Genomic DNA, 24881 nt, shown 5'->3' with positions numbered 1-24881 from the left:
CTATCTGAGGGAACGGGACCGAGGGAAAGCCAAGGCACAGACGGGACGGGACAGATTTATTGCGCCCTGCTCTAAATGTTCGTTATTGGTTGGTTTCGGTCTTTTTCGACCGGCTACAGTCGGCCAGAAGCGGACAAAGATGGACTCCCCGCCTGTGCGGTCGTAGGCTCGCCTCACCTGAAACATCGACTAGCTGGCGACCGGAGTCTGCTTTGAACACAAGGACTGTGAAATTTGCCTCCCATGGCTATTCAGTAATACCCGGACTCATTTGTGAACAAGACCTGGCGTTCGCACGAGAACTGGTCACCGAATTGGTTAATCGCTATCGGGGCGGTGATCCGACTGCGTTATCTGCTGGGATCACCATTGGTGACGTTAGCCGGCAACACCCACAGCGCAATCCAGACATTGAACCAGATCGGTGGATGCACGAACCTTTCATTATCGGCGACCTCATCGCCCTGGAGCCACGCTTTGCGCGGCTACTCTCCCTGAAGTCCATCTGGACCTGCGTCGCCGAACTACTCGAATGCGCTTCTAGCGATCTGCTATTTCATTTCTGCAATCTCACACGCAAACCCAGCGAGGTTGGCCCTGCCATCGGGTGGCACCGGGATGCTGACAATAAATACTTCGCCAGCCATGACGGACGCACTTTGCGGTTATTGATCCCGCTTCAGTTCATGTCTGCTCGCAATGGCGGCACAGCGGTAGTTCCGGGCTCCCACATTCAAACCGACACACCTGTCGAAACCGCGCTTTATCCTGATGTGGCGCCTGGTGCTTGTCTGGCACTGCACTCCGCAACTCTGCACGGCGGCTCACCCAATCGTAGTGAGCAGGAACGGGACGTCATCGTCATCCAATTTGGTTTGTGTTCATCGACTCTTCGTTGCCAGGCGGACGAAACATTGTCCCTATCGACTAGAGAAGATCTTCTAGCTTTCTACCGGGGCACTGTAGAGAAACGGATCGTGAATTCCTGAGCGTCAGCTTTGGGTCGTTATCTGCCTGATGCCTAAGGCGGCTAGTCAGGGCGGAGGTATGGATCGAAAGGAGTCCGATGGTTCATAAGTGGTACGAGCTAAAGCTGGGTTAGCTGTAGGCCTTTGTTTTAAAGGCTCTTTGGTTTAGTCGTTCCAATCCATCGCCGATAAAACCGTTGGTATTGCGCCTGCCTGGCAGTAACCGACCCAAAGCGGATAGTGAAATTCAGCCCTGTGTCCCGAGAATCAGAACCAGTGGGTCTTGCTCTCGTTGTTCACGGCAAAACCCGGCGCGCTCGTAAAACGGATAGCTTCGGTCACTTGGCCAGACGACTAACAATTCCATCTGTTGAGATTCTGCCCAGTGACGAGCATGAGCCAATAAGGCGGTTCCGATTCTTTTGTTACGGAATTCGGGCAGTGTGTAGACATTGGTCAAGTATCCCCAGCACCCTTTTAGATCATCAGGGCTTGGGATCTTTGGGACTTTAACAACCGACAGGGCGGAGACAATTGATTTTTCGATTTCAGCGACAAATTGAACGATGTGGCCGGGTTCCGAAATTTTAGGCAAGGCATCTTTGAATGCTTCAATGAATTTCAGCTTTTCGAATGGATCCGCATCGGGGGCGTCGTCTGTGCAGAGGTTCCATCGCAGGTGTGCCAATGACTCGACATCCTCAATTAATGCCATGCGAAGTAGAAACTCAGTGCCGTCTATTGAGCAATCGCGCTTGTGTCCAGCTCGCATATAATTTCCTTTCCTGAACAATCGGGGCGAGCATTTTAGCTCGATCCTGTGCCCTTGCCAGCGATCATCTGTGGGCAACTCTTCTCGAAAAACTCAAGCATAGCGGTGGCAATGCTTGAGTTTTTTCAGTCAGGGTTAAGGGGGAATGGCTTCAGGGTATGGGATTGGTGTTGGTACGGAAGTGGTACGGGAAGTTTTGGAGTTGTCTGTATGCCTTGTGTTTTGTGGTCTACAGAATTAGTAGTTCCAATCCATCACCGATAAAGCCGTTGACCTTGCGCTTGACCGGCAGTAATCGACCCTAAGCTGCCTTTCATGATGGCGTGCTAACGGCCATAAGCGCACGTTCGATCACGGACTACGTTACAAGCTTCGAATGCACCAGCGCTATGCCGTTTAACGCTCCGCGACAGCACTGCCTTATTGCTCGCGGGTTGAGTGACCAAAGGGCATTGAGCCGAGTTTCTTTCTTCGCAGAAGAGTGTGCGTGTCCCGACAGAGATACCGTTCAGACAAAGTCTCAAAGCGTAATGTCATCTGTAATCAGCTATTAATTGCAGTGAGAAATTTCCTACAGTCGGAACGGCTATTTCCTTCGGGTAGGGTTAGCTTGGCCCGCCACTATAGCCATCTTCGAGTCTGCAAAGCGGTTGATGAAGATGGTCTCACCACGTGTTCTGGTAATGGAAAACCACAGTCCCCGGCGCAGCGCTCTGGTCAATATGTTACGTCGGCTCGGAGTAAGGCAGGTGTTGCAAGCCAGCACCAGCGAACAGGCGATGATCCTTATGCAGCGCACCGGCGGCGTGGATATTGTGCTGTGCAACCTGGGGAGCAAGAGCTCTGAGCAAGTGGAGTTCCTGCGTTATGCCAGCCAAATCGGTCTGGTGCAGGCCGTTGGATTGTCCAATGAGATGCGTCCGGAGCTATGTCGGGCCTTGAGCCACATGGATTTTTTTTCGGGTGTACAACTACTTGGCATCCTGAGTACCCCGTTGCAGCCACAAGCGCTGGATCACTTGCTTAAGCGCTATCGGTCGGTACCGCCGGCACCACTCAAGCCTCCGGCGGGGGCACCGCTGCCCAGCGAAGAAGAGATACGCCTGGGCCTGGCCCTGGGCGAGTTCCGCGGTTGGTTCCAGCCCAAGCGGATGATGAACGATGGCAGTCTCGCTGGCGTGGAGGCTTTGGCGCGCTGGGAACACCCTGCCCGTGGTTTATTGTTGCCCAAGGATTTCCTCGCAGCGGTGCTGGCCTATGACCTGATCGATGAAATGTTCAAGCAGTTGCTCGAACAAGGCCTGAAATTGCTCGCCGTGCTGCATCGGCAGGGCTCCGAGCTGGAAATGTCGTTTAACCTGCATGCTTCGCAACTGGCCCGCCATGGTCTGATCGAGCATATCCAGGGCGCACTGCAACGCTACGGCCTGTGCGCTTCGGTGTTGGTGTTCGAGCTGGCTGAAAACGGCTTGCTGGACTTGCAATCTCCCACCCAGGAAAACCTGCTGCGCCTGCGCTTGATGGGCTGCGGCTTGTCGATCGATGATTTCGGCGTGGGTTTCTCGTCACTCAAGTTGCTGTGCCAATTGCCGTTCAACCAGATCAAGCTCGATGGCGACCTTATCCGCACCTTGAATGAGCCGCGTAGCCAAGCCATGGTCGGCAGCACTCTGGCCCTGGCCCGTTCGCTGGACATGAGCCTGGTGATTGAAGGCGTCAGCAGCCGGCATATTCGTGATGCTCTGATCAGCCTCGGTTGTGAAGTGGGCCAGGGGTTTTTCCTGGCCCGGCCAATGACCGGCCACGACCTCCTGCATTGGCTGGCGCGTGAGGACGTACAGCCGGTAACTTCGCCGGCGAGTTAGGCGGCAAAACCTCAGAATTTTCCTACAATTCAGTCGTGTTCGTGTAACTTGAGCGACGCGTCGGCTGGTCGTTTATCCATCGTTTTGCGTCGACCGAAGCCTTCCGGCGCGCCTTACAGGAGGTTACATGTATACCGCTTTGGTTGTGGATGACCATCCCTTCATTCGCTCGTCCGTCAAGATGCTGCTCAGCCAGGTTCAGTTCGAAGTCGTGGCCGAAGCGGATAACGGCGCAGATGCCGTGCAATTGGCACGCGAGCATGTGCCCGACCTGATCATTCTCGACATCGGCATGCCCAAGCTCGACGGCCTTGAGGTGCTTAACCGAATCGCGTCCCTGCGCCTGCCGAGTAAAATCCTGGTGTTCACCTCGCAGTCGGCGCTGTTCTATTCAATGCGCTGCATGAAAGCCGGTGCGGCAGGGTTTATTTCCAAGACCAATGACATGGAGGAAGTGACCAAGGCGATCAAGGCGGTGATGGACGGCTACACTTTCTTTCCCAACCTGGCACACAGCTCGGTACGGCGCAGTGATCTCGAGGCCACGGACCACGAGTTGATCCAGAATCTCTCTGACCGTGAACTGACGATTTTGCAACAACTGTCCCAAGGGCTGACCAACAAGGAAATCGGCGACGCCATGCTGATCAGCAACAAGACAGTAAGCACATACAAGACTCGCCTGATCGAAAAGCTCAACGTCAAATCGGTGGTGTACCTGGCCGATTTTGCCAAGCGTAATAACCTCATCTGAATGAACATTTTTCTTCGACACGGCTTGCTGGGCCTCCTGTGGCTCGGTTCCCTGGGCCATGCCCTGGCGGCGCCGCAAATGCTCAAGCTGCACGGTCGCTCCGACGTCAGCGACTACAGCGTGGGCCTGGACGAGGCCGACTGGGGCTGGCTACGGAGCAAGGGCACGCTGGTGTTGGGGTCTTCGGCGCCGGACTACTCGCCGTTCAGCATCACCAGTAACCGCCACGATTATGAAGGTTTCACAGCCGACTACGCGCAGTTAATGGCGCAGCTGCTGCACGTCAACGTGCGCGTGCAGCGGTATGCCTCGCGCAATGAGGTGCTGGCGGCGCTCAAGTCTGGCGACGTCGATATGCTGGGCAGTTCCAACGGTTTTGAGGCGGCGGACCCGGAGCTTCAGCTGTCTGACGCCTATGCAGAGGACCAGCCGACCCTGGTCAGCCGGGTCGGCGACAGCCAGGGCCTCGACCCCGAACTGGCCGGCAAGCGCGTGGCAATGCTTTACCACTACCTGCCACCCAAAACCGTGGAAGACTTTTATCCCAAGGCCGCCTTGCAGCTGTACCCGTCCACCCTCAGCGCCATAGGCGCCGTGGCGTTCGGCCAAGCCGATGTGTACCTGGGGGACGCGATCAGTGCCAATTATCTGATCAACCGCAACTACCTGAACAACGTGCAACTGGCGGACTTCTCTCGCCTGGAAGTCAGCAACTTTTCGTTTTCGGTAAAGCGTGATAACACGCGCCTGCTGCGGATAATCAATGCGGCACTGGCGGCGGTCCCGGTTACCGAGCGCCAGACCATCCTGCGCCGCTGGAGCGCAGGCGGAGCAAGCATGCCTGGTCAGCATCCGTTGCATTTCAGCGTCAGTGAGCAGCGGTGGTTGGACAAGAACCCACGGTTGCGGGTGGCGATTGATGAAGGCTTCCTGCCAATGTCGTTCTACGGCGCCGACGGCGAATTTCGTGGTATCAGCGCCGACGTCCTGGCCAAGGTGGCCCTGCGCACCGGCTTGAAGTTTGATATCCAGCGGGTGAGTTCGGTGCGCGAGATGATCGACTCCCTCACCAGCAACGAGGCTGACCTGCTGATCACCATTACCCCAAGCGAACAGCGCGAAGCGGTCCTGCGCTTTACCCGCCCGTACCTGGCCACGCCGTTTGTACTGGTCAGTCGTACCACGGCCGGCAGCCCCAGTACCCTGGACGATATGCATGGCAAGCGACTGGCGGTCATCAGCGGCGACTCCAGCCGCGACATGCTAACCGAGCAATACCCGGGCATCCGCCTGGTGGATGCCGACAGCGCCCATGACGCGATGGAGAAAGTCGCCAATGGCGAGGCTGATGCAGCGGTCAACTCGCTGATCACCGCACGCTATATGATTTCACGGCAATACCGCGATCGCTTGCGTATCACCAGCACCGTGGGCGTTACCAACTCGCGCATGGCCTTTGCTACGGCCCGCGGCTCGCTGGAACTGTTCTCTATCCTGGACAAAGCGCTGCTCAGCATCGCCCCCGAGGAAATGGACGAACTGACTAATCGCTGGCGCAGCGAGGTGGTGGTGGGCGACAGCTATTGGCTGCGCAACCGCAGCGCAATCATTCAGGGTTTCGTGATTGCCGCCGTGTTGCTGTTGATTGCCCTGGGCTGGATCGCTTACCTGCGGATGCTGATGCGCAAGCGCAAGCAGGCCGAGCAGGCGTTGAGCGACCAGGTTGAGTTCATGCGGGTATTGATCAACGGCACACCGCACCCGATCTATGTGCGCGACCGCCAGGGCAAGCTGCTGATCTGTAACAGCGGTTACCTGGAAGTGTTCAACGTCGAGCGCGAGCAGGTGATCGGCAAGACCGTATTGGACGGTGTACTGGGCGATCCGGATGAGGCCGCGGCGTATCACCGTGACTACCTGCAGGTGATGGAAAGCGGCGAGGCGCAGTTGCAGGATCGCAGCTTGATCATGCCCGATGGCCGAGTACTGACCATCTACCACTGGATGCTGCCGTACCGCAGCAGCACGGGCGAAGTCAGCGGCATGATCGCTGGCTGGATCGACATCAGCGAGCGCCAGCGTCTGCTGGAGGACGTCCACGCCGCCAACCGCGCCAAGACGACCTTCCTTGCGACAATGAGCCATGAAATCCGTACGCCGATGAACGCGGTGATCGGCATGCTCGAACTGGCGACAAAAAAGGCCGACCAGGGCGTGATGGATCGTTTTGCGATTGATGTCGCTTCAGGCGCGGCGCGTGGTTTGCTAGACCTGATCGGCGACATTCTTGACATCGCCCGAATCGAGTCCGGGCGTTTGTCCCTGAACCCGGAGCGCGCCAACCTGCGGGAGTTGCTGGAATCGGTGGTGCGCATTTTTGAAGGCCTGGCGCGGCAGAAACAGCTGCAACTGCAGCTGGACCTGGAGGCCGGCGTCAATTGCGATGTGCTGATCGATCCGCTGCGCTTCAAGCAGATCGTGTCCAACCTGCTGAGCAACGCCATCAAGTTCACCGCCCAGGGCCACGTGCGCTTGAGTGTTCGAGCCCAGGCAGGCAAGGAACAGTTGGCGTTGAGGTTACGGGTGGAGGACTCCGGTATCGGCATAGGCGAAGAGGACCAGAAGCGCCTGTTCAGCCCCTTTACGCAAGCCAGCAACAATGACCAGTCGGCGCGCAGCGGCTCGGGCCTGGGCTTAGTCATCAGCCGCACTCTCTGCGAAATGATGGGAGGGCACCTGACCCTCGACAGCGCATTGGGGGAAGGCACTCGCATCGACGTCAGGCTTGACCTGACCACGCTTGAGCCGTTGGCCGACGTTACCCCGGTCGAGGATGAGCCGGCAGTAACGAGCCCCGCTTTGAGCATTCTGGTTATTGATGACTACCCGGCCAACCGCCAGTTGCTCACCCAGCAACTCAATTACCTGGGGCACCGGGTCGAGGACGCCGAAGATGGTGCCCACGGACTGCGGGCCTGGCGTAACGGGCAGTTCGATGTGGTGATCACCGACTGCAATATGCCGCTGATGAACGGCTACGAATTGGCGAGGGCTATCCGGGCCGAAGAAACTGCCCGCGGCGTACCGCCGAGTCTGATTCTGGGGTTTACCGCCAATGCACAGCCGGAAGAGAAGGGCCGGTGCCTGGCCGCCGGCATGGATGACTGCCTGTTCAAGCCCATCAGCCTCAAGGACTTGAGCGCACGCTTGGCCGGCCTGGCGACGGAGCAGGGGAGTGCTCCCCCCGGATGTTCCACAGATGACGATATCGACCTGACCAGCGTTGAGCATCTGGCCGGCGGCAACATTGCTTCGATCAAAAGCCTGTTGGGTGACCTGGCCGCCAGCAATGAACAGGACATGGCGCGCCTGATGCAGTTGTTTACTCGACACGACTTGCAAGGCCTTGCCGACCTGGCTCACCGGGTCAAGGGCGGCGCACGAATCATCAAGGCCCAGGGGCTGATTCGCTGCTGTGAAGACCTCGAGACCGCCTGCAACGGGCTGGACTCTGCGCAATTGACCGAGGCGGTGGATGCGCTGCATCAACAGATGGAACACCTCGGCGAGCGATTGGAGCGCTATCTGGCCTGAGCTATCGGTAGGAAATTTCCTACAAGAACGCGGCACCGTTCGTACGTAGTCCACTCCCCCCAACACCGATACTGAGCCTCGTTGAACGGCCCTACCGACCAAGCGGACCGGGCCCTGCAACCTGATTGAAGCCCAACCGGGCTTCAGACTTTCCTCAATATCTGGATTACGTTATGAACAAGTTTGCGCTCAAAGGTCTGTTTGCCGCTGTCGTCCTCGCTGCTGCTTCCCAAGCTGCCATGGCCGCTGACGGTGAAATCAACTTCGTCGGCAGCGTGACCGACAACACCTGCCCAGTGGTCGTGACTGACCTGAACGGTTCGGCCGGTGCCGGCGATGTGGGCCTGGGCGATGTGCCTGCCACCTCCCTGGCGACCGTCGGTGCTATTGCCGGTGGCGGCGCGTTCACCCTGACCATCGACACCACTGCTCCTGGTTGCAGCGTTACCGGCAAGAGCGCCGTGGTCAAGTTCCTGTCCCTGAGCGGCACTGCCGGTGCCAGCGGCCAGTGGATCGGCATCAGCCCGGACGCCGGTCACGCCACCAACGTTGCGGTACAGATCAAGGACGCCACCGACAAGGACGTGCAACTGGGCCTGGAATCGGCTCCGTACCTGGACCTGACCCAACCGTTGCGCTTCACCGCCAACTACATCGCCACCGGCACTGCGACTTCCGGCCCGGCCAACGCCAAGGCTGCGTTCACCGTCGAGTACCAGTAAGCCCTGTTGATGCGCCGCTGCAGCGTTGATGCGCGCAGCGGCCATCCCCTCGCTCACGGCAAGAGGATGATCGAAATGAACGTTTCCCCCTTCAAGAAAGCATCGGCCTTGGCACTGTTGCTCAGTGCGGCACTGCTCAGCACGGCCAGCCAGGCCGGCGTGATGCTCGGCGGCACGCGGATCGTGTTTGACGGCAACAAGCGTGACGCAGCGATCACCGTCAGCAACACCACGGCGCAGCCGTACATGGTGCAGACCTGGGTCAACACCGAAGCCGATGACATGACCACCGCCACGCCCTTTGTGTCCACGCCACCGCTGTTCCGCCTGGACCCGCGCAAAGAGCAAATGGTGCGTATCCAGAAAGTCGCCGGCAACCTGCCGACCGACCGTGAATCGGTGTTCTATTTCAACGCCCAGGAAATTCCGGTCGCCAGCGAAGGCAATGCCAATACGCTGAAGATCGCCATGCGCACCCGCGTCAAATTGTTCTATCGCCCAGCCGGACTCAAGGGCAATGCGATGCAAGCACCGTCGAAACTGACCTGGAGCCTTACGCAGGAACAGGGTAAGGCAGTGCTGGTGGTCAGCAATCCGTCGCCGTTCCACATCTCGTTTATTGGTGTGACCGCAAAGTCCGCAGGGCAGAGCGTCGAGGTCAACGAGCCGACGATGGTCGCGCCGATGAGCAGCCAGCGTTATCCGCTGCCGGGTTTCAAAGGCACCACGGGTGAGGTGGTGTTCTCGGCCATCAACGATTACGGCGGCTACAGCGAGCCGCAGACCGTGCCACTGAACCGCTGATTCCTTTTCTTTCTGTAGATGTTTGCGCGTGCCACGGCTGTGGCGCGGCGGCCGGGTATTGCCATGCGAATCGATAACTCCTTCAGCTTTAGTCGTTTGCCCTTGTGGGTCGCCGTGGCGGCCGCCTGTGCCGGTGAGCTGGCCCTGGCCGGTGAGCCCGCCAAGTTCGATGCCAGCTTCATGCATTCGTTTGGCGGCACCGGTGCCGGTCCCAACCTCGACCTGGATGCGGTGGCGAACAGCGGCAGCATTGGCCCCGGGACTTACCCGGTACTGATTCGCTTGAACCAGAGCTTTTTCGACCGCCGTGACATGACCTTCATCAAGGATGAGCAGGGCAGCGATGTGCGTGTATGCCTGTCCGAAGCCTTTCTCAGGGAGCTGGGTGTGAAGCTGGATGCATTTAAAGTGCCCGGCGAAACGCTGCCCGCGTGCATCGACCTGACGGCGCTGATCGAAGGCGCCTCGGTGACCTTCAACGCCAACTATCTGGCCCTGGATATCAGCGTGCCGCAGATCGCCCTGACCCGGGATGCGGCCGGCTACGTGGCGCCCTCGCAATGGGACCGTGGCATCAATGCCGCGATGCTCAACTACCAGTTTTCCGCCGCGCAAACCAACAGCGACGCCCGCGGCACCGGCAACCAATACAACCTGTATGCAACGGGTGGTTTTAACCTCGGCGACTGGCGTTTTCGCTCCAGCTCATCGTTTCGCCAGGACGATGAAGGTGGCCGCAAGTGGCAGCGCAGCAATACCTATGCGCAGAGGGACATCACGCCACTGAAGGCCACGCTGACGATGGGCGAGAGCTTCACACCCGGTGACGTGTTCGACAGCGTGCCGTTTCGCGGCGTGCAACTGGCGTCGGACATGGGCATGTTGCCAGACTCGATGCAGGGCTACGCCCCAGTGATCCGCGGCATCGCCGAAACCCAGGCCAAGGTGGAAGTACGCCAGAACGGCTACTCGCTGTACACCACCTACGTGGCGCCGGGTGCCTTTGAGATCAACGACCTCAACGCCGCCTCGGGCAGCGGCGACCTGGAAGTGATCATCACCGAAGCCGATGGCCGCGAACGCCGCTTCACCCAGCCATACGCGACCCTGGCCAACATGCTGCGGGAAAATACCTGGCGCTACAGTGCGACGGTGGGCGAGTACAACTCGGCCAACGGTGGCGAGCGGCCGATGTTTACCCAGGCGTCGCTGGCCTATGGCTTGCCGTTCGACCTGACGCTGTACGGTGGCTTTTTGGGGGCAGATTTTTACCGTGCCGGTGTGGTGGGCGTGGGCAAGAGCCTGGGCAGCATCGGCGCCGTGTCGATCGACGTCACACAGGCCCAGACTGACGTGCCCAAGGCCGTCACAACCAAAGGCGAAAGCAAAAAAGGCCAGAGCATCGGCCTGCGCTACGGCAAGGCATTTGAAAGCGGTACCTCGGTGCGCTTCGCCGGTTACCGCTATTCCACCGAAGGCTATCGCGACTTCAGCGAAGCCGTGGATTTGCAGCAACCCAACGACTACAGCCAGTTCTCCAAGCGCAGCAAGGTCGAGGCCAGCGTCAACCAGGCCCTGGACAACTACGGCTCGCTGTACTTGAACCTGAGCAAGCAGAACTACTGGGGCTCCTCCCGGGAAGACAAGCAGATGCAGCTGGGTTTCAACACCCAGTACAAGGGCGTGACTTATGGTGTGTACGCCAGCAAGACCCTCACTGACAACTTCGGCGAGAACAACCAGGTGGTGTTTACCGTGTCCATGCCCCTGGGACAAACCCGCAGTACCGGCACGTTCAGCGTTACCCGCAACAACGACGGCAGCCTGGATCAACGGGCCGGCCTCAGCGGCCGCGATGGCAACCTGAACTACAACGTCAACGCCAACCGCGTGGAAAACACCGGCAACAACGGTTCGGCGCTGCTCGGCTACCGCGCACCGTTTGCCCAGTTGGGCGCTGGTGTGAGCGTCGGCTCGGGCTACCGGCAGACGTCGGTCAGCGCGGCGGGCTCGGTGCTGGCCCATGCCGACGGCGTCGAGTTCGGCCAGACCCTGGGCGAGACCGTGGCGCTGGTGGAGGTCAAGGACACGCCGAAGGTCGGCCTGCTGAATGCCCCGGGCGCCCTGACCAACGACAAGGGTTACGCCCTGGTGCCGTACGTCACGCCGTATCGCAAGAACCGCGTGGCCGTGGACACCAGCGAGCTGGAAACCAACGTCGATATCGCCGAAGGCGTGACCAACGTGGTGCCGCGTCGCGGTGCGGTGGTCAAGGCGGTATTCGCCGCCAGCCGTTCGGAAAAAATACTGCTCAACGTACGGCTGCAGGACGGCTCGCTTTTACCTTTCGGCACCACCGTGCAGGACGACCAGGGCGCCAGCGTCGGCGTGGTCGGCCAGGCCGGGCAAGTGCTGCTGTCGGCCAGCAAGGGCACGACCTACACGATGAAGTGGGGCGGCAAGGCTGCCCAGCAATGTGAAATCAATTTGGATATCAACAGCACGCCAGCCACCGACGGTTACCGGCTGATGGATGCTATTTGCAGAGAATCTCGTCCATGAAAACTTTTAGTGTTGCGTCCTCGGCCCCAGCCTTGGTTTTGCCCACTCGTCATGTCTGGAAGAAACGCTTGATGCTGAGTGCGCTGGCAGTGCTGCCAGTGGCTATTTCGCAGATGGCTGCAGCTGACTGTACTTCCACCGATGCGACCCAGAGCATTCATGCGGTGGGCGACCTGTTCATCCCTCAGGACGCCCCGGTGGGATCGACCATTGGCTTGGTCAAGTACACCCGGTTTCCTATCATCAACTGTACAACTACTACCCCGTTTTCAATCCAGTCCACCATGCTGACTGCCAAGGCACCTACGGTCACCGCAGCCATTGGCTCGGCTCAAGGCAGCCAGCTCTATGCGACTAACGTTCCTGGCATCGGGGTAGGGGTCGTCAACGAGACACGCCCCAGCTATCTGTGTTTGACCTCCGGTAGCTGGTACTTTCCGCTCGCATTCAACGGCTGCAATACCGGTGGGTTTAGCGCGAACACCAACAATAGCCTGATCCTGATCAAAACCGGACCTATCCCGGCGGGAATCAACGATTTCGGCAACTTGCAGGTGTACACCGTCGATATCAACAACAACGGCACCCAGTTCAACTGGATTGATGGTCGCCTGACCGGAACAGTGACCGTTGCCGGCTGCAGCATGCCCGCAGCCGTGGGCAATATCATCGACGTGCCCATGAAAAACTGGGAGAAGCGCGTCTTCAACGGCCCGGGCACCGTCACGCCCACCGAAGGGTTCAACATCGCGCTCAACAACTGCGTGGCCGGGACCTATGCCGGGAATCCTACCTGGAACTATTTCCGCGGCAACAACGCGAACATCCGTCTGGACGGCGCCAAGGGCTCGACGATTGTCGACGCCAGCCAAGGTGTGCTGGGCCTGAACAGCGAAGCCACCGCTACAGGCGTCGCCGTGCAAGTGCTGAAGCAGGATGGAACCCCGCTGCCACTGGGCGTCGACGTACCGATCATGCCGGTCCAGGACGGCAATACCACTTTGCAGTTTGGTGCGCGCTACATCCAGACCGCAGGCGACTCCACCGGGCCGCAGCCTGGCATCGCCAACGCCACTGCCAATTTCACCATTACCTACAAATAGGAACGACCCCATGCAACGTTTTACCCGTCGCTTCATGGCTGCATGCGTACTGTCCACCGTGGTTGCCAGCGGTGCAGCAATCGCCAACGATCACCCGACCATCCGCGCCATGTCCGGTGCCGAGCAAATCACACAATTGCCGGCCGCCAAGACCGCGCTGATCGTGATCGACTTCCAGAACGAATACTTCACTGGGCGCATGCCGATCCCGGACGGCGCCAGCGCACTGGCGAAAGCCCTTGAGCTGATCAAGTATGCCGATAACCACAAGATTCCGGTCTACCACGTGCAACACGTGTCGCCGGCTGGCGCTGCGGTATTTGCCATTGATGGCGAGACCGTGAAATTCCACAAGGATATGCAGCCGCGTCCTCAGGATCACGTCGTGCAAAAGAACACCGTCAGCGTGTTCGCCAGCACTGACCTGGCCGCACAGCTGAGCAAGGCCGGGATCAATACGCTGATCATCAGCGGTCTGATGACCCACGCCTGTGTCGCCGGTGCAGCCCGTGATGCAGCGCCACTGGGCTTCAACGTAATCGTGGCGTCCGATGCGTCCGCCACCCGTGCGATCACCCGCCTCAATGGCCAGAGCGTCGACAAGGACGCCTTGCATCAATCGGCACTGGCCGAAGTCGAAGACACCTTCGGCGACGTGATGACCACCGAGCAGATCATCAAGCTGCCCGTGCGCTAAGTCGCTGCAACCCGCCCGGCGTCACACCCGGGCGACCTTATTCCTTTCAGATGAGCCGACTTCAATGACGAGTTTTCCCATACGCGTGCTGGTTCTCGAGGATCATCCTTTTCAACGTGCGGTCGCCGTGAGCATGTTGCGCCAGTTGGGTTGCCGCGAGGTCTTCGAGGCAGTGGACGGCTTACACGCCCTGGCTGTGTTGGATCAAGTGGGCGCAGTGGACATTGCCCTGTGCGACTTGTGCATGGAAGGCATGGATGGCCTGGAGTTTCTTCAGCAGGTGGGAAGTTCCGGACTGGTCGGCTCAGTGATTATCAGCAGCTCCCTGTCGGCCGATGTACGCCGCACGGTGCAGCAGATTGTTTCGTTGCTGGGCCTGGAAATGCTCGGGGATGTCGGAAAGCCGTTGCAGGCGCACACCCTGGAGAACTTGCTAAAAAAGCGCTCCAGTGGCCCTGGTGTCGCGCCGCCCGACGCTGCGCCGGTACGCCTGGCCAGCGATGAAGAAGTGCGTTGGGCCCTCAACGAACAGCAATTGCAAGCCTGGTACCAGCCCAAGGTCGACATGAATACCGATGACGTCTGCGGCGTGGAGGTGCTGACCCGCTGGGTGCACCCGTTGCGCGGCATCCTGTCACCGGCGGTGTTCATGCCCGTGCTGGAACGCTGCGGCTTGCTCGATACGCTGCTGTTCATGCAGATGAACCAAGCCCTGAGCCTGCAGCGACTGGCAAAAAACACCGGCCTGAAGCTCGACCTGTCGTTCAACCTGCACACCAGCCAACTGACCAACAGCAACCTGACCGCGGTGATCAAAGGCATTCTGTCCCTGCACGAAGCAGTGCCCGCCAGCCTGACCTTCGAACTCACCGAAAGCGGCTTGCTGGAAGCCCCGGCCACCAGCCTGGAAACCCTGGTACGCCTGCGCATGATGGGCTGCAAATTGTCCATCGACGACTTCGGCGCCGGCTTCTCGTCGTTGCAGCGCTTGTGCCAGCTGCCGTTCAACGAGATCAAACTCGACGGTGAGTTTATACGCACCTTGCTACACGAACCGCGCTGTCGGGCAATCGTCAGCAGCACCCTGGCATTGGGGGAGACCCTGGGGATGTCCGTGGTAGTGGAGGGCATCGAGACTGAGGAACAGCGCGAGACGTTGCTCGCGATGGGATGCACTCAAGGACAGGGCTACCTGTTCGCCCGGCCCATGAATGATGTGGATCTGCTGCGATGGCTACCGGCCGCATCGAGAGTTGATGGACAATTATGATCTTCCCTCCGGCCACTATGTACGAACTAAAATCCGCGCACTGAACCATCCTGTTTTCGTTGAAGCGTCATGCCGTTGTCTCAGCCCAGGAGCGGACCACATGCGAATGTCTGCTTTTGGCTGGTTGCGGCCTGTCATGAAGGGCAGCCACCGACCCATTGCCACCGTTCAGCATTTGGCTAAAATCGACCAAGAATAGACTGCCACCCATAAGTGAAAACTGATGTTTACCTGCCCATGCTGCGGATATGCAGTCTTCGAGCAACACCCAGGGTCATACGACATTTGCCCAATTTGCTTCTGGGAGGATGACGTGTTCCAACTCTATTACCCTCACCAGGTGGGTGGACCGAATAGATGTAGCTTGATCGAGGCGCAGGTCAATTTCGTCCAGTTCGGTGCCTGCGAGCGAAGCATGTTGAAGAATGTGCGAATGGTTAGCGATAGCGATATGCGGGATGGTGAGTGGTTCCCACTCTGGACTCGCCGAGTCGCCATTCCAGATCCCGACTCCGACAACCAGCATCCTCAACACATGAAGTCGAAGTACGACCTCTACTATTGGCTGCGGACCTAGCAGCGCAAATTGGCGTACTAAGTCCAAATTGATCGGAAGCAGTCTATTCCAAACGGCTGCTTTTGGCCGATTTCTGCCGGTGACAACCGACTGAAAACGGCCAAAAGCTGCCCCCTCATCCCCATACCGGTCTACCATGCCACCCCGACAGTGGCCAAACGCGCTATCGGCCCCAAGCCCTCAAGGTATCGCCAATGACCTCGTTTACCCGTAACAGCCCATCCTCAACCTCATCGAAGGCGGCGCAATGAGCATCGACCAGATCAGCCTGCCCAAGGGCGTAGGCCCGCACGCTAGCAAGTTGTTGGACGCGATTACCGGCGCCAGCACCCTCGACGACCTTAACCGCGCTGGCGGCAAGGCCGAAGGCTTTGTGTTGGGGCTGGAGGCCAGCAAAGCCATCAAGAGCCAGATCGCCGAGTCGTTGTATGTGGCATATGACGACGCCGCGAGTCATCGGGCCAGCGAACTGAAGGGCTAGCCACTACAGGGCATGCGTAGCCCCCGCACTCGCCTGTGTGGGCAGACGCTTTTTGTAGGAGCTGGCTTGCCAGCGAAAAACCGGAGAGCGACGCAGAACACCTGATGTCCTGCGTTATCGCTGGCAAGTCAGCTCCTACGAGCGGGAACCGGGAGCGCACGGTGGACGAGTTTCTACAGTTCATTGAATTTTTGGTGGCGGGTTTGAGTCATTGGTAAAGGCTCGGCATCACTTGCGAGCGCCATCTACATAGGGACCGCCAATGACCTTCTTTATCTTCCTGCTCGCCTGCGCCACCGCCGCCAGCACCGGCATCATGTTCAAGCCTGGTGCCTGGTATGAATCCCTGGTCAAGCCGCGTTTTACCCCGCCCAACTGGTTGTTCCCGGTGGCCTGGACACTGATCTACCTGCTGCTGGCCTGGGCCGGCTATCGCTTGAGCCTGATCCCTGGCAGTCAAACGGTACTGGCCTTGTGGGCGGCGCAGATTGCATTGAACACGCTGTGGACCCCGGTGTTTTTCGGCGCGCATCGGATCTTCGCCGCGATGGTGGTTATCACCCTGCTTTGGCTCACCGTGGCAACCATGGTGGTGTTGGCGGTGCGCCTGGACCTGATCACTGGATTGATCCTGTTCCCGTACCTGGCGTGGCTGTGTGTGGCCGCGGCGTTGAATTTCTCGATCCTGCGCAGTAACCGTTGATGGCCTACGAGCCTTGGCCCGCCAGTGCGCCTGAACTGGCACAAATGCGCCGCTTCAATAAAAAGCTTGCCTGGCTGCCGCGCTTTAAAATCCGCAATCGGGTCACCCCTCGATTAATCCAGGCGTTATTGCGCGTCAGTCAACACATCAAGAAGGGGCCCGCGGCTGAGGCTCGGTTGGTGGGTGTGGATGGCGTTCAAGTGCCCGTGCGCATTCTGCGGCCCAGCGGCAGAATCAAAGGCGTGGTCCTGGATATCCACGGCGGCGGCTGGGTAATTGGCAATGCGCAGATGGATGATGAGTTGAACCTGGGCATGCTGCGGGCGTGCGAGGTGGCGGTGGTTTCGGTGGATTATCGGCTCGCCGTGGACACGCCGATTGAAGGGCTGATGGACGACTGCCTGAGCGCCGCGCGCTGGTTGCTCACTGAGCACGAGTTTGCCGGCCTGCCGGTGATTGTTGTGGGCGAATCGGCCGGTGCTCACTTGGCCGCGGCGACGTTGCTGGCGTTGAAGCAGTGGCCGCAACTGCTCGCGCGGGTCAGCGGGGCGCTGTTGTATTACGGCGTCTACGATTTGGCCGGCACGCCGAGCGTACACGCAGCCGGGCCGCAGACGCTGTTACTCGATGGTCCGGGGATGGTCGACGCACTGCGCCTGCTGACCCCGGGCTTGAGCGATGAGGCGCGTCGGCAGCCGCCGTTGTCGCCGCTGTATGGCGACTTTACCGGCTTGCCGGCTGCGTTGATGTTTGTCGGCGAGTTGGACCCGCTCAAGGATGACACCCTGGACATCGCCGAGCGCTGGGGGGCGGCCGCGCAGGTGCAGGCGTATCTCTTGCCGGAGTCGGCACATGGCTTTATTCATTTTCCGGTGGCCTTGGCCGAGCGCGTGCTTGTGCATGGTCGTGCGTGGATAACCGCCAGGATCCAGGCGTCGGATCGTTAAGCATGTACGCCGGTCCTGAGACCTGGCAGGGCGGGCCGGTTTGGCTTCAGCCTGCTGCGCGGTGGAGTTTTTTCACCCGGTACATATCGCCATCGGCATAGCTGAGCAGGGTGTCGGCATCTTCCCCATCAGCCGGGTAGCGCGCCACGCCGATACTGCAGGATGGCATCTTCACCGGGCCGAATTCAGGGCCAAGGGGGGCGGCCATGATGGCGAGAATCTGCTGCACCTTCTCGGCCACGGCGTCTTCTGAATGAAGGTCGGTCAACAGTACGGTGAACTCATCGCCACCCATTCGCGCCACCGTGTCGGTCTCACGCACGCAGCTTTCCAGGCGCCGCGCAATGGTGCACAGCACGCGGTCGCCCGCGGCGTGCCCGTGTACATCGTTGATGCCCTTGAAGTCATTGATATCCAGGAACAGCAAGGCCAGGGTGCTGTTCTGTCGGCGTGCATTGCGCAAGGCCGAGTCCAGCCGATCATTGAACAGCGAGCGGTTGGTCAGGGCGGTCAGCGGGTCGTGATGGGCGAGGAAGCGCAGTTCCTCCTCGGCCTGGGTGAGGGCCGTTATATCCCGTGCCACGCCGATTCGCGCGCCGACGTCCTCGGACCAGAATGCTGCCCACAGAATATGGACGATGCCGCCATCCTTGCGGATATAGCGGTTGCGGAAGTCGACATGGGGCTGGCCGTTCATCACCCGGATAATCGAGGCTCGGGTGGCCGCCAGGTCTTCAGGGTGCATATAGTCGGTGATCACAGTCCCGGTCAGCTCGTCGGCACGGTAGCCGAGCAGCGCCTCGCAGGCGTCACTGACAAATGCAATCTGGCTGTCCCTGTCGACCACGAAAACCGTATCCAGCATCAGATGGATCAGTTTGGGATAGAGCGCTTGCAGGTCCACGGGCATAGGTCAGTGCAATCCGGTTCAAATACCGGCCTGATCATATCCTGAACCCGCAAGCTGACAATGAGGAATCTTGACGATCGGCCTACCGCCGATCTACCCAAACCGTCTGCGCATTGCAGAATTCCCGCACGCCAAAATGTGACAGTTCGCGGCCAAACCCACTCTTTTTCACCCCGCCAAACGCCACTCGAGGATCGGACACGCTGTACGCGTTGATAAAGATGCCGCCGGTTTCCAGCTGGTTGGCGATTTTCTGCGCTTTGGCCGGATCCTTGCTGAAGATGCTCGCGGTCAGGCCGAACTCGCTGTCGTTGGCCAGGGCGACCGCGTGGTCGGCGTCGCGGGCAGTGATGATCGAGGCGACGGGGCCAAACAGTTCCTGTTTGAACGAGGTCATTTGGTCGGTGACATTGGCCAGTACGGTGGGGGCGTAGTAGTTACCCGTTCCTTCGACGGGATGGCCGCCGAGCAACAGGGTGGCGCCTTCTTCCAGGGTGGCCTGGACCTGGTCGTGCAGTTCGTCACGCAGGTCGAAACGGGCCATGGGGCCGATGTAGGTGTCGCTCGATGTCGGGTCGCCCATCACCAGTTGGCGGCTAGCTTCGAGGAACTTGGCGGTGAAGGCTTCGACCACGCCTTGCTCGATGATCAGGCGCTTGGCGGCGGCGCAGACCTGGCCGGAGTTCTGGAAGCGGCCGATCACCGCGGCTTGCACGGCGGCGTCGAGGTCGGCGTCGTCGAGGACGATGAACGGGTCGGAGCCGCCCAGTTCCAACACACACTTTTTCAACGCGGCGCCGGCCTGGGAACCAATGGCGATACCGGCGCGCACGCTGCCGGTAAGGGTTACGGCGGCGATGCGTGGGTCGGCGATGGCCTTGGATACGCCGTCCGGGGTGACGTTGATCACTTCGAACAACCCCTCGGCAAAACCGGCTTTATGGAAGGCTTGTTTCATCAGGTAGGCGCTGCCCATCACGTTGGGCGCATGCTTGAGCACGTAGGTATTGCCGCTGAGCATGGTCGGCACCGCGCCGCGCAGTACCTGCCAGACCGGGAAGTTCCACGGCATCACGGCGAGGATCGGGCCCAGTGGGCGGTACTCAATCTGGGCGCTGCCGTTGTCCACCAGCGTCGGCTCCGGCGCAAGCATGGCGGGGCCATGGGCGGCGTACCACTCGGCCAGCAAGGCGCATTTCTCGATTTCGCCACGGGCCTGGGCGATGGGCTTGCCCATTTCCAGGGTGATCATTTGCGCCATCTGCTCGGCTTGCTCGCGCAGGGCGCCGGCCAGGGCCAGCAGCAATTGGGCGCGTTGCGCCACGGGCGTGTTGCGACCATTGGCAAAGGCGGTGCTGGCGCGGGTGAGGGCGGCGTCCAGTTGCGCGGCGGACTCGTACGGGTAACTGCCCACGGTTTGGCCATTGGCGGGGTTGATCGACAAGGCATGGGTCTGGTGAGAAATAGCGTTCATGGCACCGTCCTGCGCAACATTGGGGAAGGTGCCCAGCGTACGGGGCTGTATCTTTTCCGGGAACTGAATAATATTAAGCAATACGTTCACGATTGGAGAATGAATTGGATCTGGTGCAACTGGAGATTTTCAAGGCCGTAGCCGAGCAAGGCAGCATCAGTGCCGCCGCGCAGTTGATTCACCGTGTGCCGTCGAACCTGACCACGCGCATCAAGCAACTGGAGCAGGACCTGGGAGTCGAGCTGTTTATCCGTGAGAAAAGTCGACTGCGCCTGTCGCCTGCCGGCTGGAATTTTTTGGGCTACGCGCGGCGCATTCTCGACCTGGTGCAAGAGGCCCGCGCCACTGTGGCGGGTGAGGAGCCCCAGGGGCCATTTGCCCTGGGTTCGCTGGAGAGCACCGCCGCCGTGCGTATCCCGGCGTTGCTTGCAGCCTATAACCAGAAACACGCCAAGGTCGAACTGGACCTGAGCACCGGGCCCTCGGGGACGATGATCGACGGCGTGCTATCGGGCCGACTGGCGGCCGCGTTTGTCGATGGCCCGGTGCTGCATCCGACCCTGGAGGGAGTGGCGGTGTTTGAAGAGGAGATGGTGGTGATTGCGCCGTTGCATCATGGGCCGATCACCCGTGGGCAGGATGTGAACGGGGAGAGCATCTACACCTTCCGTTCCAACTGCTCATATCGGCACCACTTTGAGCGCTGGTTTTCCCAGGATGGCGCGGTGCCGGGGAAGATTTTCGAGATGGAGTCGTACCACGGCATGCTCGCCTGCGTCAGCGCCGGCGCGGGTTTGGCGCTGATGCCACGCAGCATGCTGGAGAGCATGCCGGGGTTTACCACGGTGAGCGTGTGGCCGTTGGCGGACGAGTTCCGCCTGCTGAACACTTGGTTGATCTGGCGTCGGGGCACGGTGTCACAGAGCCTGGACAGTTTTGTGCAACTGCTCCAAGAGCGGACCCATTGTGGCGAGCGGGCTTGTCCCGCGTTGGGCTGCGAAGCGGCCCTAAACCCCTAGCGCGGTGTTTTTGCCTGAATTAAGTAGTGGGGCTGCTGCGCAGCCCAACGCGGGGCAAGCCCGCTCGCCACGGTGGGTTTTTGTCAGCTAGCGAATCGTCAATTTCGCCATCAGTGGCGTGGCGCCCAACTGCGCCAGACAAAGGCGTGTGGCCGTTGGAGGATGAATACTCGGTGCCTCATGTGGCGAGCGGGCTTGTCCCGCGTTGGGCTGCGAAGCGGGCCCTAAACCCCTAGCGCGGTGTTTTTGCCTGAATAAGTAGTGGGGCTGCTGCGCAGCCCAACGCGGGGCAAGCCCGCTCGCCACGGTGGGTTTTGTCAGCTAGCGAATCGTCAATTTCGCCATCAGTGGCGTGGCGCCCAACTGCGTCAGACAAAGGCGTGTGTGGCCGTTGGAGGATGAATACTCGGTGCCTCATGTGGCGAGCGGGCTTGCCCCGCGCTGGGCTGCGAAGCGGCCCTAAACCCCTAGCGCGGTGTTTTTGCCTGAATAAGTAGTGGGGCTGCTGCGCAGCCCAGCGCGGGGCAAGCCCGCTCGCCACGGTGGGTTTTTGTCAGCTAGCGAATCGTCAATTTCGCCATCAGTGGCGTGGCGCCCAACTGCGCCAGACAAAGGCGTGTGGCCGTTGGAGGATGAATACTCGGTGCCTCATGTGGCGAGCGGGCTTGTCCCGCGTTGGGCTGCGAAGCGGCCCTAAACCCCTAGCGCGGTGTTTTTGCCTGAATTAAGTAGTGGGGCTGCTGCGCAGCCCAACGCGGGGCAAGCCCGCTCGCCACGGTGGGTTTTTGTCAGCTAGCGAATCGTCAATTTCGCCATCAGTGGCGTGGCGCCCAACTGCGCCAGACAAAGGCGTGTGGCCGTTGGAGGATGAATACTCGGTGCCTCATGTGGCGAGCGGGCTTGCCCCGCGTTGGGCTGCGAAGCGGCCCTAAACCCCTAGCACTGTGTTTTTGCCTGAATAAGTAGTGGGGCTGCTGCGCAGCCCAACGCGGGGCAAGCCCGCTCGCCACGGTGGGTTTTTGTCAGCTAGCGAATCGTCAATTTCGCCATCAGTGGCGTGGCGCCCAACTGCGCCAGACAAAGGCGTGTGGCCGTTGGAGGATGAATACTCGGTGCCTCATGTGGCGAGCGGGCTTGCCCCGCGCTGGGCTGCGAAGCAGCCCTAAACCCCTAGCGCGGTGTTTTTGCCTGAATAAGTAGTGGGGCTGCTGCGCAGCCCAGCGCGCGGGGCAAGCCCGCTCGCCACGGTGGGTTTTTGTCAGCTAGCGAATCGTCAATTTCGCCATCAGTGGCGTGGCGCCCAACTGCGCCAGACAAAGGCGTGTGGCCGTTGGAGGATGAATACTCGGTGCCTCATGTGGCGAGCGGGCTTGCCCCGCGCTGGGCTGCGAAGCGGCCCTAAACCCCTAGCGCGGTGTTTTTGCCTGAATTAAGTAGTGGGGCTGCTGCGCAGCCCAACGCGGGGCAAGCCCGCTCGCCACGGTGGGTTTTTGTCAGCTAGCGAATCGTCAATTTCGCCATCAGTGGCGTGGCGCCCAACTGCGCCAGACAAAGGCGTGTGGCCGTTGGAGGATGAATACTCGGTGCCTCATGTGGCGAGCGGGCTTGTCCCGCGTTGGGCTGCGAAGCGGCCCTAAACCCCTAGCGCGGTGTTTTTGCCTGAATAAGTAGTGGGGCTGCTGCGCAGCCCAACGCGGGGCAAGCCCGCTCGCCACGGTGGGTTTTTGTCAGCTAGCGAATCGTCAATTTCGCCATCAGTGGCGTGGCGCCCAACTGCGCCAGACAAAGGCGTGTGGCCGTTGGAGGATGAATACTCGGTGCCTCATGTGGCGAGCGGGCTTGCCCCGCGTTGGGCTGCGAAGCGGCCCTAAATCCCTAGCGGGGTGTTTTTGCCTGAATTAAGTAGTGGGGCTGCTGCGCAGCCCAGCGCGGGGCAAGCCCGCTCGCCACAGGGGGGGGTCAGCCACCGAACTGCAGGGTGCCCATCGCCAATTTGGCCATCAGCGCTGTGGCGCCCAATTGCACGAGCCACAAGGCCAGGCCGCCGAGGAAGACGCCCAGGGCTACTTGCAGGACCAGGCTTTTTTGCCGCTTGGCTTGAGGCGTGCGCGGGGTGAAGTGGTCCAGTTCGTCGCGGTCGGCACGCAGGTCCAGGTCGTCGTTTCTCATAGAAAGTCTCATCGCAAAGGGCAGTCGTGCTTCAGTCTAAGTGGCTTGCCTTGCCAGCGCTGAGCTTTTTGTAGGAGCGAGCTTGCTCGCGAAGGATCCGAGGGCGTCGGCTCCTTCAACGGGCTCGCGTTATCGTTGAGGTTTTTCGTCGGAACGCCGCCCGGAGACAAGCTCGCTCCTACAGCGGCAAGGCACAAAAAAGGGGAAGCCGCTGGCTTCCCCTTTGTACCTCGCGATCAGGCTTACAGCACCTGCACAATCGCCTTGGTCACGGCATCGATGTTCGCCTGGTTCAACGCGGCCACGCAGATGCGGCCGGTGTCGAGGGCGTAGATGCCGAATTCGCTGCGCAGGCGGGTGACTTGCTCTACGGTCAGGCCCGAGTAGGAGAACATCCCGCGCTGGCGACCGACGAAGCTGAAGTCGTGGCCCGGAGCAGCCTTGGCCAGTTCGCTGACCATCTGCTCGCGCATGCCACGGATGCGCAGGCGCATTTCGGCCAGTTCGGCTTCCCACTGGGCGCGCAGTTGCGGGTTGTTGAGCACCGCCGCCACGATCGCCGCGCCGTGGGTCGGCGGGTTGGAGTAGTTGGTGCGGATCACGCGCTTGACCTGGGACAGGATGCGCGCGCTTTCTTCTTTTGATTCGCTGACGATAGACAGTGCACCCACGCGCTCGCCGTACAGCGAGAACGATTTGGAGAACGAGCTGGACACAAAGAAGGTCAGGCCGGACTCGGCGAACAAGCGCACCGCCGCGGCGTCTTCGTCGATACCGTCGCCAAAGCCCTGGTAGGCCATGTCGAGGAATGGCACCAGGTTCTTGGCCTTGACCACTTCCAGTACGTCTTTCCAGTCGGCCGGGCTCAGGTCGACGCCGGTCGGGTTGTGGCAGCAGGCGTGCAGCACGACGATGGACTGGGCGGGCAGGGCGTTGAGGTCTTCCAGCAGGCCGGCACGGTTTACGTCGTGGGTAGCAGCGTCGTAGTAGCGGTAGGTCTGCACCGGGAAGCCGGCTTTTTCAAACAGCGCCTGGTGGTTTTCCCAGCTTGGGTCGCTGATGGCGACGACGGCGTTGGGCAGCAGTTGCTTGAGGAAGTCGGCGCCGATTTTCAGTGCGCCGGTACCGCCAACGGCTTGGGCGGTGATCACACGGCCAGCGCTCAACAGCGGTGATTGCTCGCCGAACAGCAGCTTTTGCACGGCCAGGTCGTAGGCGGCAATGCCATCGATCGGCAAGTAGCCACGGGCGGCGTGTTGCGCCACGCGAATGGCTTCCGCTTCGGCAACGGCACGCAGGAGTGGAATCTTCCCCTCCTCGTTGCAGTAAACGCCTACGCCAAGGTTGACCTTGGTAGTACGGGTATCGGCGTTGAATGCTTCGTTGAGGCCCAGGATAGGATCGCGTGGTGCCATTTCGACAGCGGAGAACAGGCTCATTTTTGCGGCAGCTCTATGGGGGAATGGAGGGACGTGTCGCGCTCCAGCCGA

20 protein-coding genes are annotated in these 24881 nt (G+C 60.2%); 15 read left to right on the top strand and 5 right to left on the bottom strand.

Going from position 1 to position 24881, the window contains the following annotated elements:
• Nucleotides 1–212 precede the first annotated feature (212 nt).
• A complete protein-coding gene (locus GDV60_RS18470; protein ID WP_218585574.1) occupies nt 213–989 on the top strand; it encodes a phytanoyl-CoA dioxygenase family protein in 777 nt (258 codons plus the stop codon).
• 226 nt (nt 990–1215) lie between these two features.
• On the opposite strand, the gene GDV60_RS18465 is transcribed toward GDV60_RS18470, so the two are convergent.
• Nucleotides 1216–1740: a GNAT family N-acetyltransferase gene (locus tag GDV60_RS18465; protein WP_104910623.1), complete on the bottom strand. Its 525-nt coding sequence runs from the start codon at nt 1738–1740 to the stop codon at nt 1216–1218.
• A 749-nt stretch (nt 1741–2489) separates the two neighbouring features.
• On the opposite strand from GDV60_RS18465, the gene GDV60_RS18460 reads away from it, so the two are divergent.
• From GDV60_RS18460 to GDV60_RS18400, 13 genes are all read left to right on the top strand, one after another.
• Nucleotides 2490–3605 carry an EAL domain-containing protein gene (locus GDV60_RS18460; RefSeq protein ID WP_256679319.1) on the top strand — a complete coding sequence of 372 codons (1116 nt, stop codon included), beginning with the start codon at nt 2490–2492 and terminating at the stop codon, nt 3603–3605.
• Nucleotides 3606–3732: 127 nt separating this feature from the next.
• Complete coding sequence (locus tag GDV60_RS18455; RefSeq protein WP_029294068.1) at nt 3733–4359, top strand: response regulator transcription factor; 627 nt, start codon at nt 3733–3735, stop codon at nt 4357–4359.
• The gene (locus GDV60_RS18450) at nt 4360–7953 is read left to right on the top strand and encodes a transporter substrate-binding domain-containing protein (protein ID WP_159908357.1); all 3594 of its coding nucleotides are present in this window, start codon (nt 4360–4362) and stop codon (nt 7951–7953) included. It begins immediately after the preceding gene.
• A gap of 173 nt (nt 7954–8126) precedes the next feature.
• Nucleotides 8127–8675 (top strand): fimbrial protein, encoded by a 549-nt coding sequence (locus GDV60_RS18445; protein ID WP_029294072.1) that lies wholly within the window; start codon nt 8127–8129, stop codon nt 8673–8675.
• 75 nt (nt 8676–8750) lie between these two features.
• Nucleotides 8751–9479 (top strand): molecular chaperone, encoded by a 729-nt coding sequence (locus tag GDV60_RS18440; protein ID WP_029294073.1) that lies wholly within the window; start codon nt 8751–8753, stop codon nt 9477–9479.
• Nucleotides 9480–9542: 63 nt separating this feature from the next.
• On the top strand, nt 9543–12041 hold the full coding sequence (locus GDV60_RS18435) for a fimbria/pilus outer membrane usher protein (RefSeq protein ID WP_159908355.1): 2499 nt from the start codon (nt 9543–9545) through the stop codon (nt 12039–12041).
• On the top strand, nt 12038–13144 hold the full coding sequence (locus GDV60_RS18430) for a fimbrial protein (protein ID WP_159908353.1): 1107 nt from the start codon (nt 12038–12040) through the stop codon (nt 13142–13144). Before GDV60_RS18435 ends, GDV60_RS18430 begins: the two co-directional genes overlap by 4 nt.
• Nucleotides 13145–13154: 10 nt before the next feature.
• Entirely contained in the window at nt 13155–13841 is a 687-nt protein-coding gene (locus GDV60_RS18425; RefSeq protein ID WP_159908351.1) for a cysteine hydrolase family protein, read from the top strand.
• Nucleotides 13842–13905: 64 nt separating this feature from the next.
• Nucleotides 13906–15111, top strand: a complete 1206-nt coding sequence (locus tag GDV60_RS18420) for an EAL domain-containing protein (RefSeq protein WP_032866732.1) — start codon at nt 13906–13908, stop codon at nt 15109–15111.
• 223 nt (nt 15112–15334) lie between these two features.
• Nucleotides 15335–15688 (top strand): CPCC family cysteine-rich protein, encoded by a 354-nt coding sequence (locus GDV60_RS18415; protein WP_092231450.1) that lies wholly within the window; start codon nt 15335–15337, stop codon nt 15686–15688.
• A 247-nt stretch (nt 15689–15935) separates the two neighbouring features.
• Nucleotides 15936–16169: a hypothetical protein gene (locus tag GDV60_RS18410; RefSeq protein WP_029294085.1), complete on the top strand. Its 234-nt coding sequence runs from the start codon at nt 15936–15938 to the stop codon at nt 16167–16169.
• 262 nt (nt 16170–16431) lie between these two features.
• Nucleotides 16432–16872 carry a TspO/MBR family protein gene (locus GDV60_RS18405; protein ID WP_029294087.1) on the top strand — a complete coding sequence of 147 codons (441 nt, stop codon included), beginning with the start codon at nt 16432–16434 and terminating at the stop codon, nt 16870–16872.
• Complete coding sequence (locus tag GDV60_RS18400) at nt 16872–17819, top strand: alpha/beta hydrolase fold domain-containing protein (RefSeq protein ID WP_159908349.1); 948 nt, start codon at nt 16872–16874, stop codon at nt 17817–17819. Before GDV60_RS18405 ends, GDV60_RS18400 begins: the two co-directional genes overlap by 1 nt.
• A 46-nt stretch (nt 17820–17865) precedes the next feature.
• On the opposite strand, the gene GDV60_RS18395 is transcribed toward GDV60_RS18400, so the two are convergent.
• Both GDV60_RS18395 and GDV60_RS18390 read right to left on the bottom strand, forming a co-directional pair.
• Nucleotides 17866–18729, bottom strand: a complete 864-nt coding sequence (locus tag GDV60_RS18395) for a sensor domain-containing diguanylate cyclase (protein WP_159908347.1) — start codon at nt 18727–18729, stop codon at nt 17866–17868.
• Nucleotides 18730–18811: 82 nt separating this feature from the next.
• Nucleotides 18812–20203: an aldehyde dehydrogenase family protein gene (locus GDV60_RS18390; protein WP_159908345.1), complete on the bottom strand. Its 1392-nt coding sequence runs from the start codon at nt 20201–20203 to the stop codon at nt 18812–18814.
• A 104-nt stretch (nt 20204–20307) separates the two neighbouring features.
• On the opposite strand from GDV60_RS18390, the gene GDV60_RS18385 reads away from it, so the two are divergent.
• Nucleotides 20308–21222 (top strand): LysR family transcriptional regulator, encoded by a 915-nt coding sequence (locus GDV60_RS18385; protein WP_159908343.1) that lies wholly within the window; start codon nt 20308–20310, stop codon nt 21220–21222.
• Between the two features lie 1959 nt (nt 21223–23181).
• On the opposite strand, the gene GDV60_RS18380 is transcribed toward GDV60_RS18385, so the two are convergent.
• Together GDV60_RS18380 and GDV60_RS18375 are read right to left on the bottom strand one after the other, a co-directional pair.
• The gene (locus GDV60_RS18380; RefSeq protein ID WP_029294097.1) at nt 23182–23391 is read right to left on the bottom strand and encodes a hypothetical protein; all 210 of its coding nucleotides are present in this window, start codon (nt 23389–23391) and stop codon (nt 23182–23184) included.
• A gap of 242 nt (nt 23392–23633) precedes the next feature.
• Nucleotides 23634–24830 carry an amino acid aminotransferase gene (locus GDV60_RS18375; protein WP_029294100.1) on the bottom strand — a complete coding sequence of 399 codons (1197 nt, stop codon included), beginning with the start codon at nt 24828–24830 and terminating at the stop codon, nt 23634–23636.
• Nucleotides 24831–24881: the final 51 nt, after the last annotated feature.

The sequence above is a fragment of the Pseudomonas sp. DTU12.1 genome (assembly GCF_009873475.1).
In the GTDB taxonomy this organism is placed as follows: Bacteria; Pseudomonadota; Gammaproteobacteria; order Pseudomonadales; family Pseudomonadaceae; genus Aquipseudomonas; species Aquipseudomonas proteolytica.
This window is presented reverse-complemented; position numbering and strand designations above follow the sequence as displayed.

Excerpts from the sequence above, each read along its gene's own strand:
- GDV60_RS18465 (WP_104910623.1), bottom strand. The coding sequence starts at position 1,740 with ATGCGAGCTGGACACAAGCGCGATTGCTCAATAGACGGCACTGAGTTT.
- GDV60_RS18455 (WP_029294068.1), top strand. The coding sequence starts at position 3,733 with ATGTATACCGCTTTGGTTGTGGATGACCATCCCTTCATTCGCTCGTCC.
- GDV60_RS18450 (WP_159908357.1), top strand. The coding sequence starts at position 4,360 with ATGAACATTTTTCTTCGACACGGCTTGCTGGGCCTCCTGTGGCTCGGT.
- GDV60_RS18445 (WP_029294072.1), top strand. The coding sequence starts at position 8,127 with ATGAACAAGTTTGCGCTCAAAGGTCTGTTTGCCGCTGTCGTCCTCGCT.
- GDV60_RS18440 (WP_029294073.1), top strand. The coding sequence starts at position 8,751 with ATGAACGTTTCCCCCTTCAAGAAAGCATCGGCCTTGGCACTGTTGCTC.
- GDV60_RS18435 (WP_159908355.1), top strand. The coding sequence starts at position 9,543 with ATGCGAATCGATAACTCCTTCAGCTTTAGTCGTTTGCCCTTGTGGGTC.
- GDV60_RS18430 (WP_159908353.1), top strand. The coding sequence starts at position 12,038 with ATGAAAACTTTTAGTGTTGCGTCCTCGGCCCCAGCCTTGGTTTTGCCC.
- GDV60_RS18425 (WP_159908351.1), top strand. The coding sequence starts at position 13,155 with ATGCAACGTTTTACCCGTCGCTTCATGGCTGCATGCGTACTGTCCACC.
- GDV60_RS18420 (WP_032866732.1), top strand. The coding sequence starts at position 13,906 with ATGACGAGTTTTCCCATACGCGTGCTGGTTCTCGAGGATCATCCTTTT.
- GDV60_RS18415 (WP_092231450.1), top strand. The coding sequence starts at position 15,335 with ATGTTTACCTGCCCATGCTGCGGATATGCAGTCTTCGAGCAACACCCA.
- GDV60_RS18410 (WP_029294085.1), top strand. The coding sequence starts at position 15,936 with ATGAGCATCGACCAGATCAGCCTGCCCAAGGGCGTAGGCCCGCACGCT.
- GDV60_RS18405 (WP_029294087.1), top strand. The coding sequence starts at position 16,432 with ATGACCTTCTTTATCTTCCTGCTCGCCTGCGCCACCGCCGCCAGCACC.
- GDV60_RS18400 (WP_159908349.1), top strand. The coding sequence starts at position 16,872 with ATGGCCTACGAGCCTTGGCCCGCCAGTGCGCCTGAACTGGCACAAATG.
- GDV60_RS18395 (WP_159908347.1), bottom strand. The coding sequence starts at position 18,729 with ATGCCCGTGGACCTGCAAGCGCTCTATCCCAAACTGATCCATCTGATG.
- GDV60_RS18390 (WP_159908345.1), bottom strand. The coding sequence starts at position 20,203 with ATGAACGCTATTTCTCACCAGACCCATGCCTTGTCGATCAACCCCGCC.
- GDV60_RS18380 (WP_029294097.1), bottom strand. The coding sequence starts at position 23,391 with ATGAGAAACGACGACCTGGACCTGCGTGCCGACCGCGACGAACTGGAC.
- GDV60_RS18375 (WP_029294100.1), bottom strand. The coding sequence starts at position 24,830 with ATGAGCCTGTTCTCCGCTGTCGAAATGGCACCACGCGATCCTATCCTG.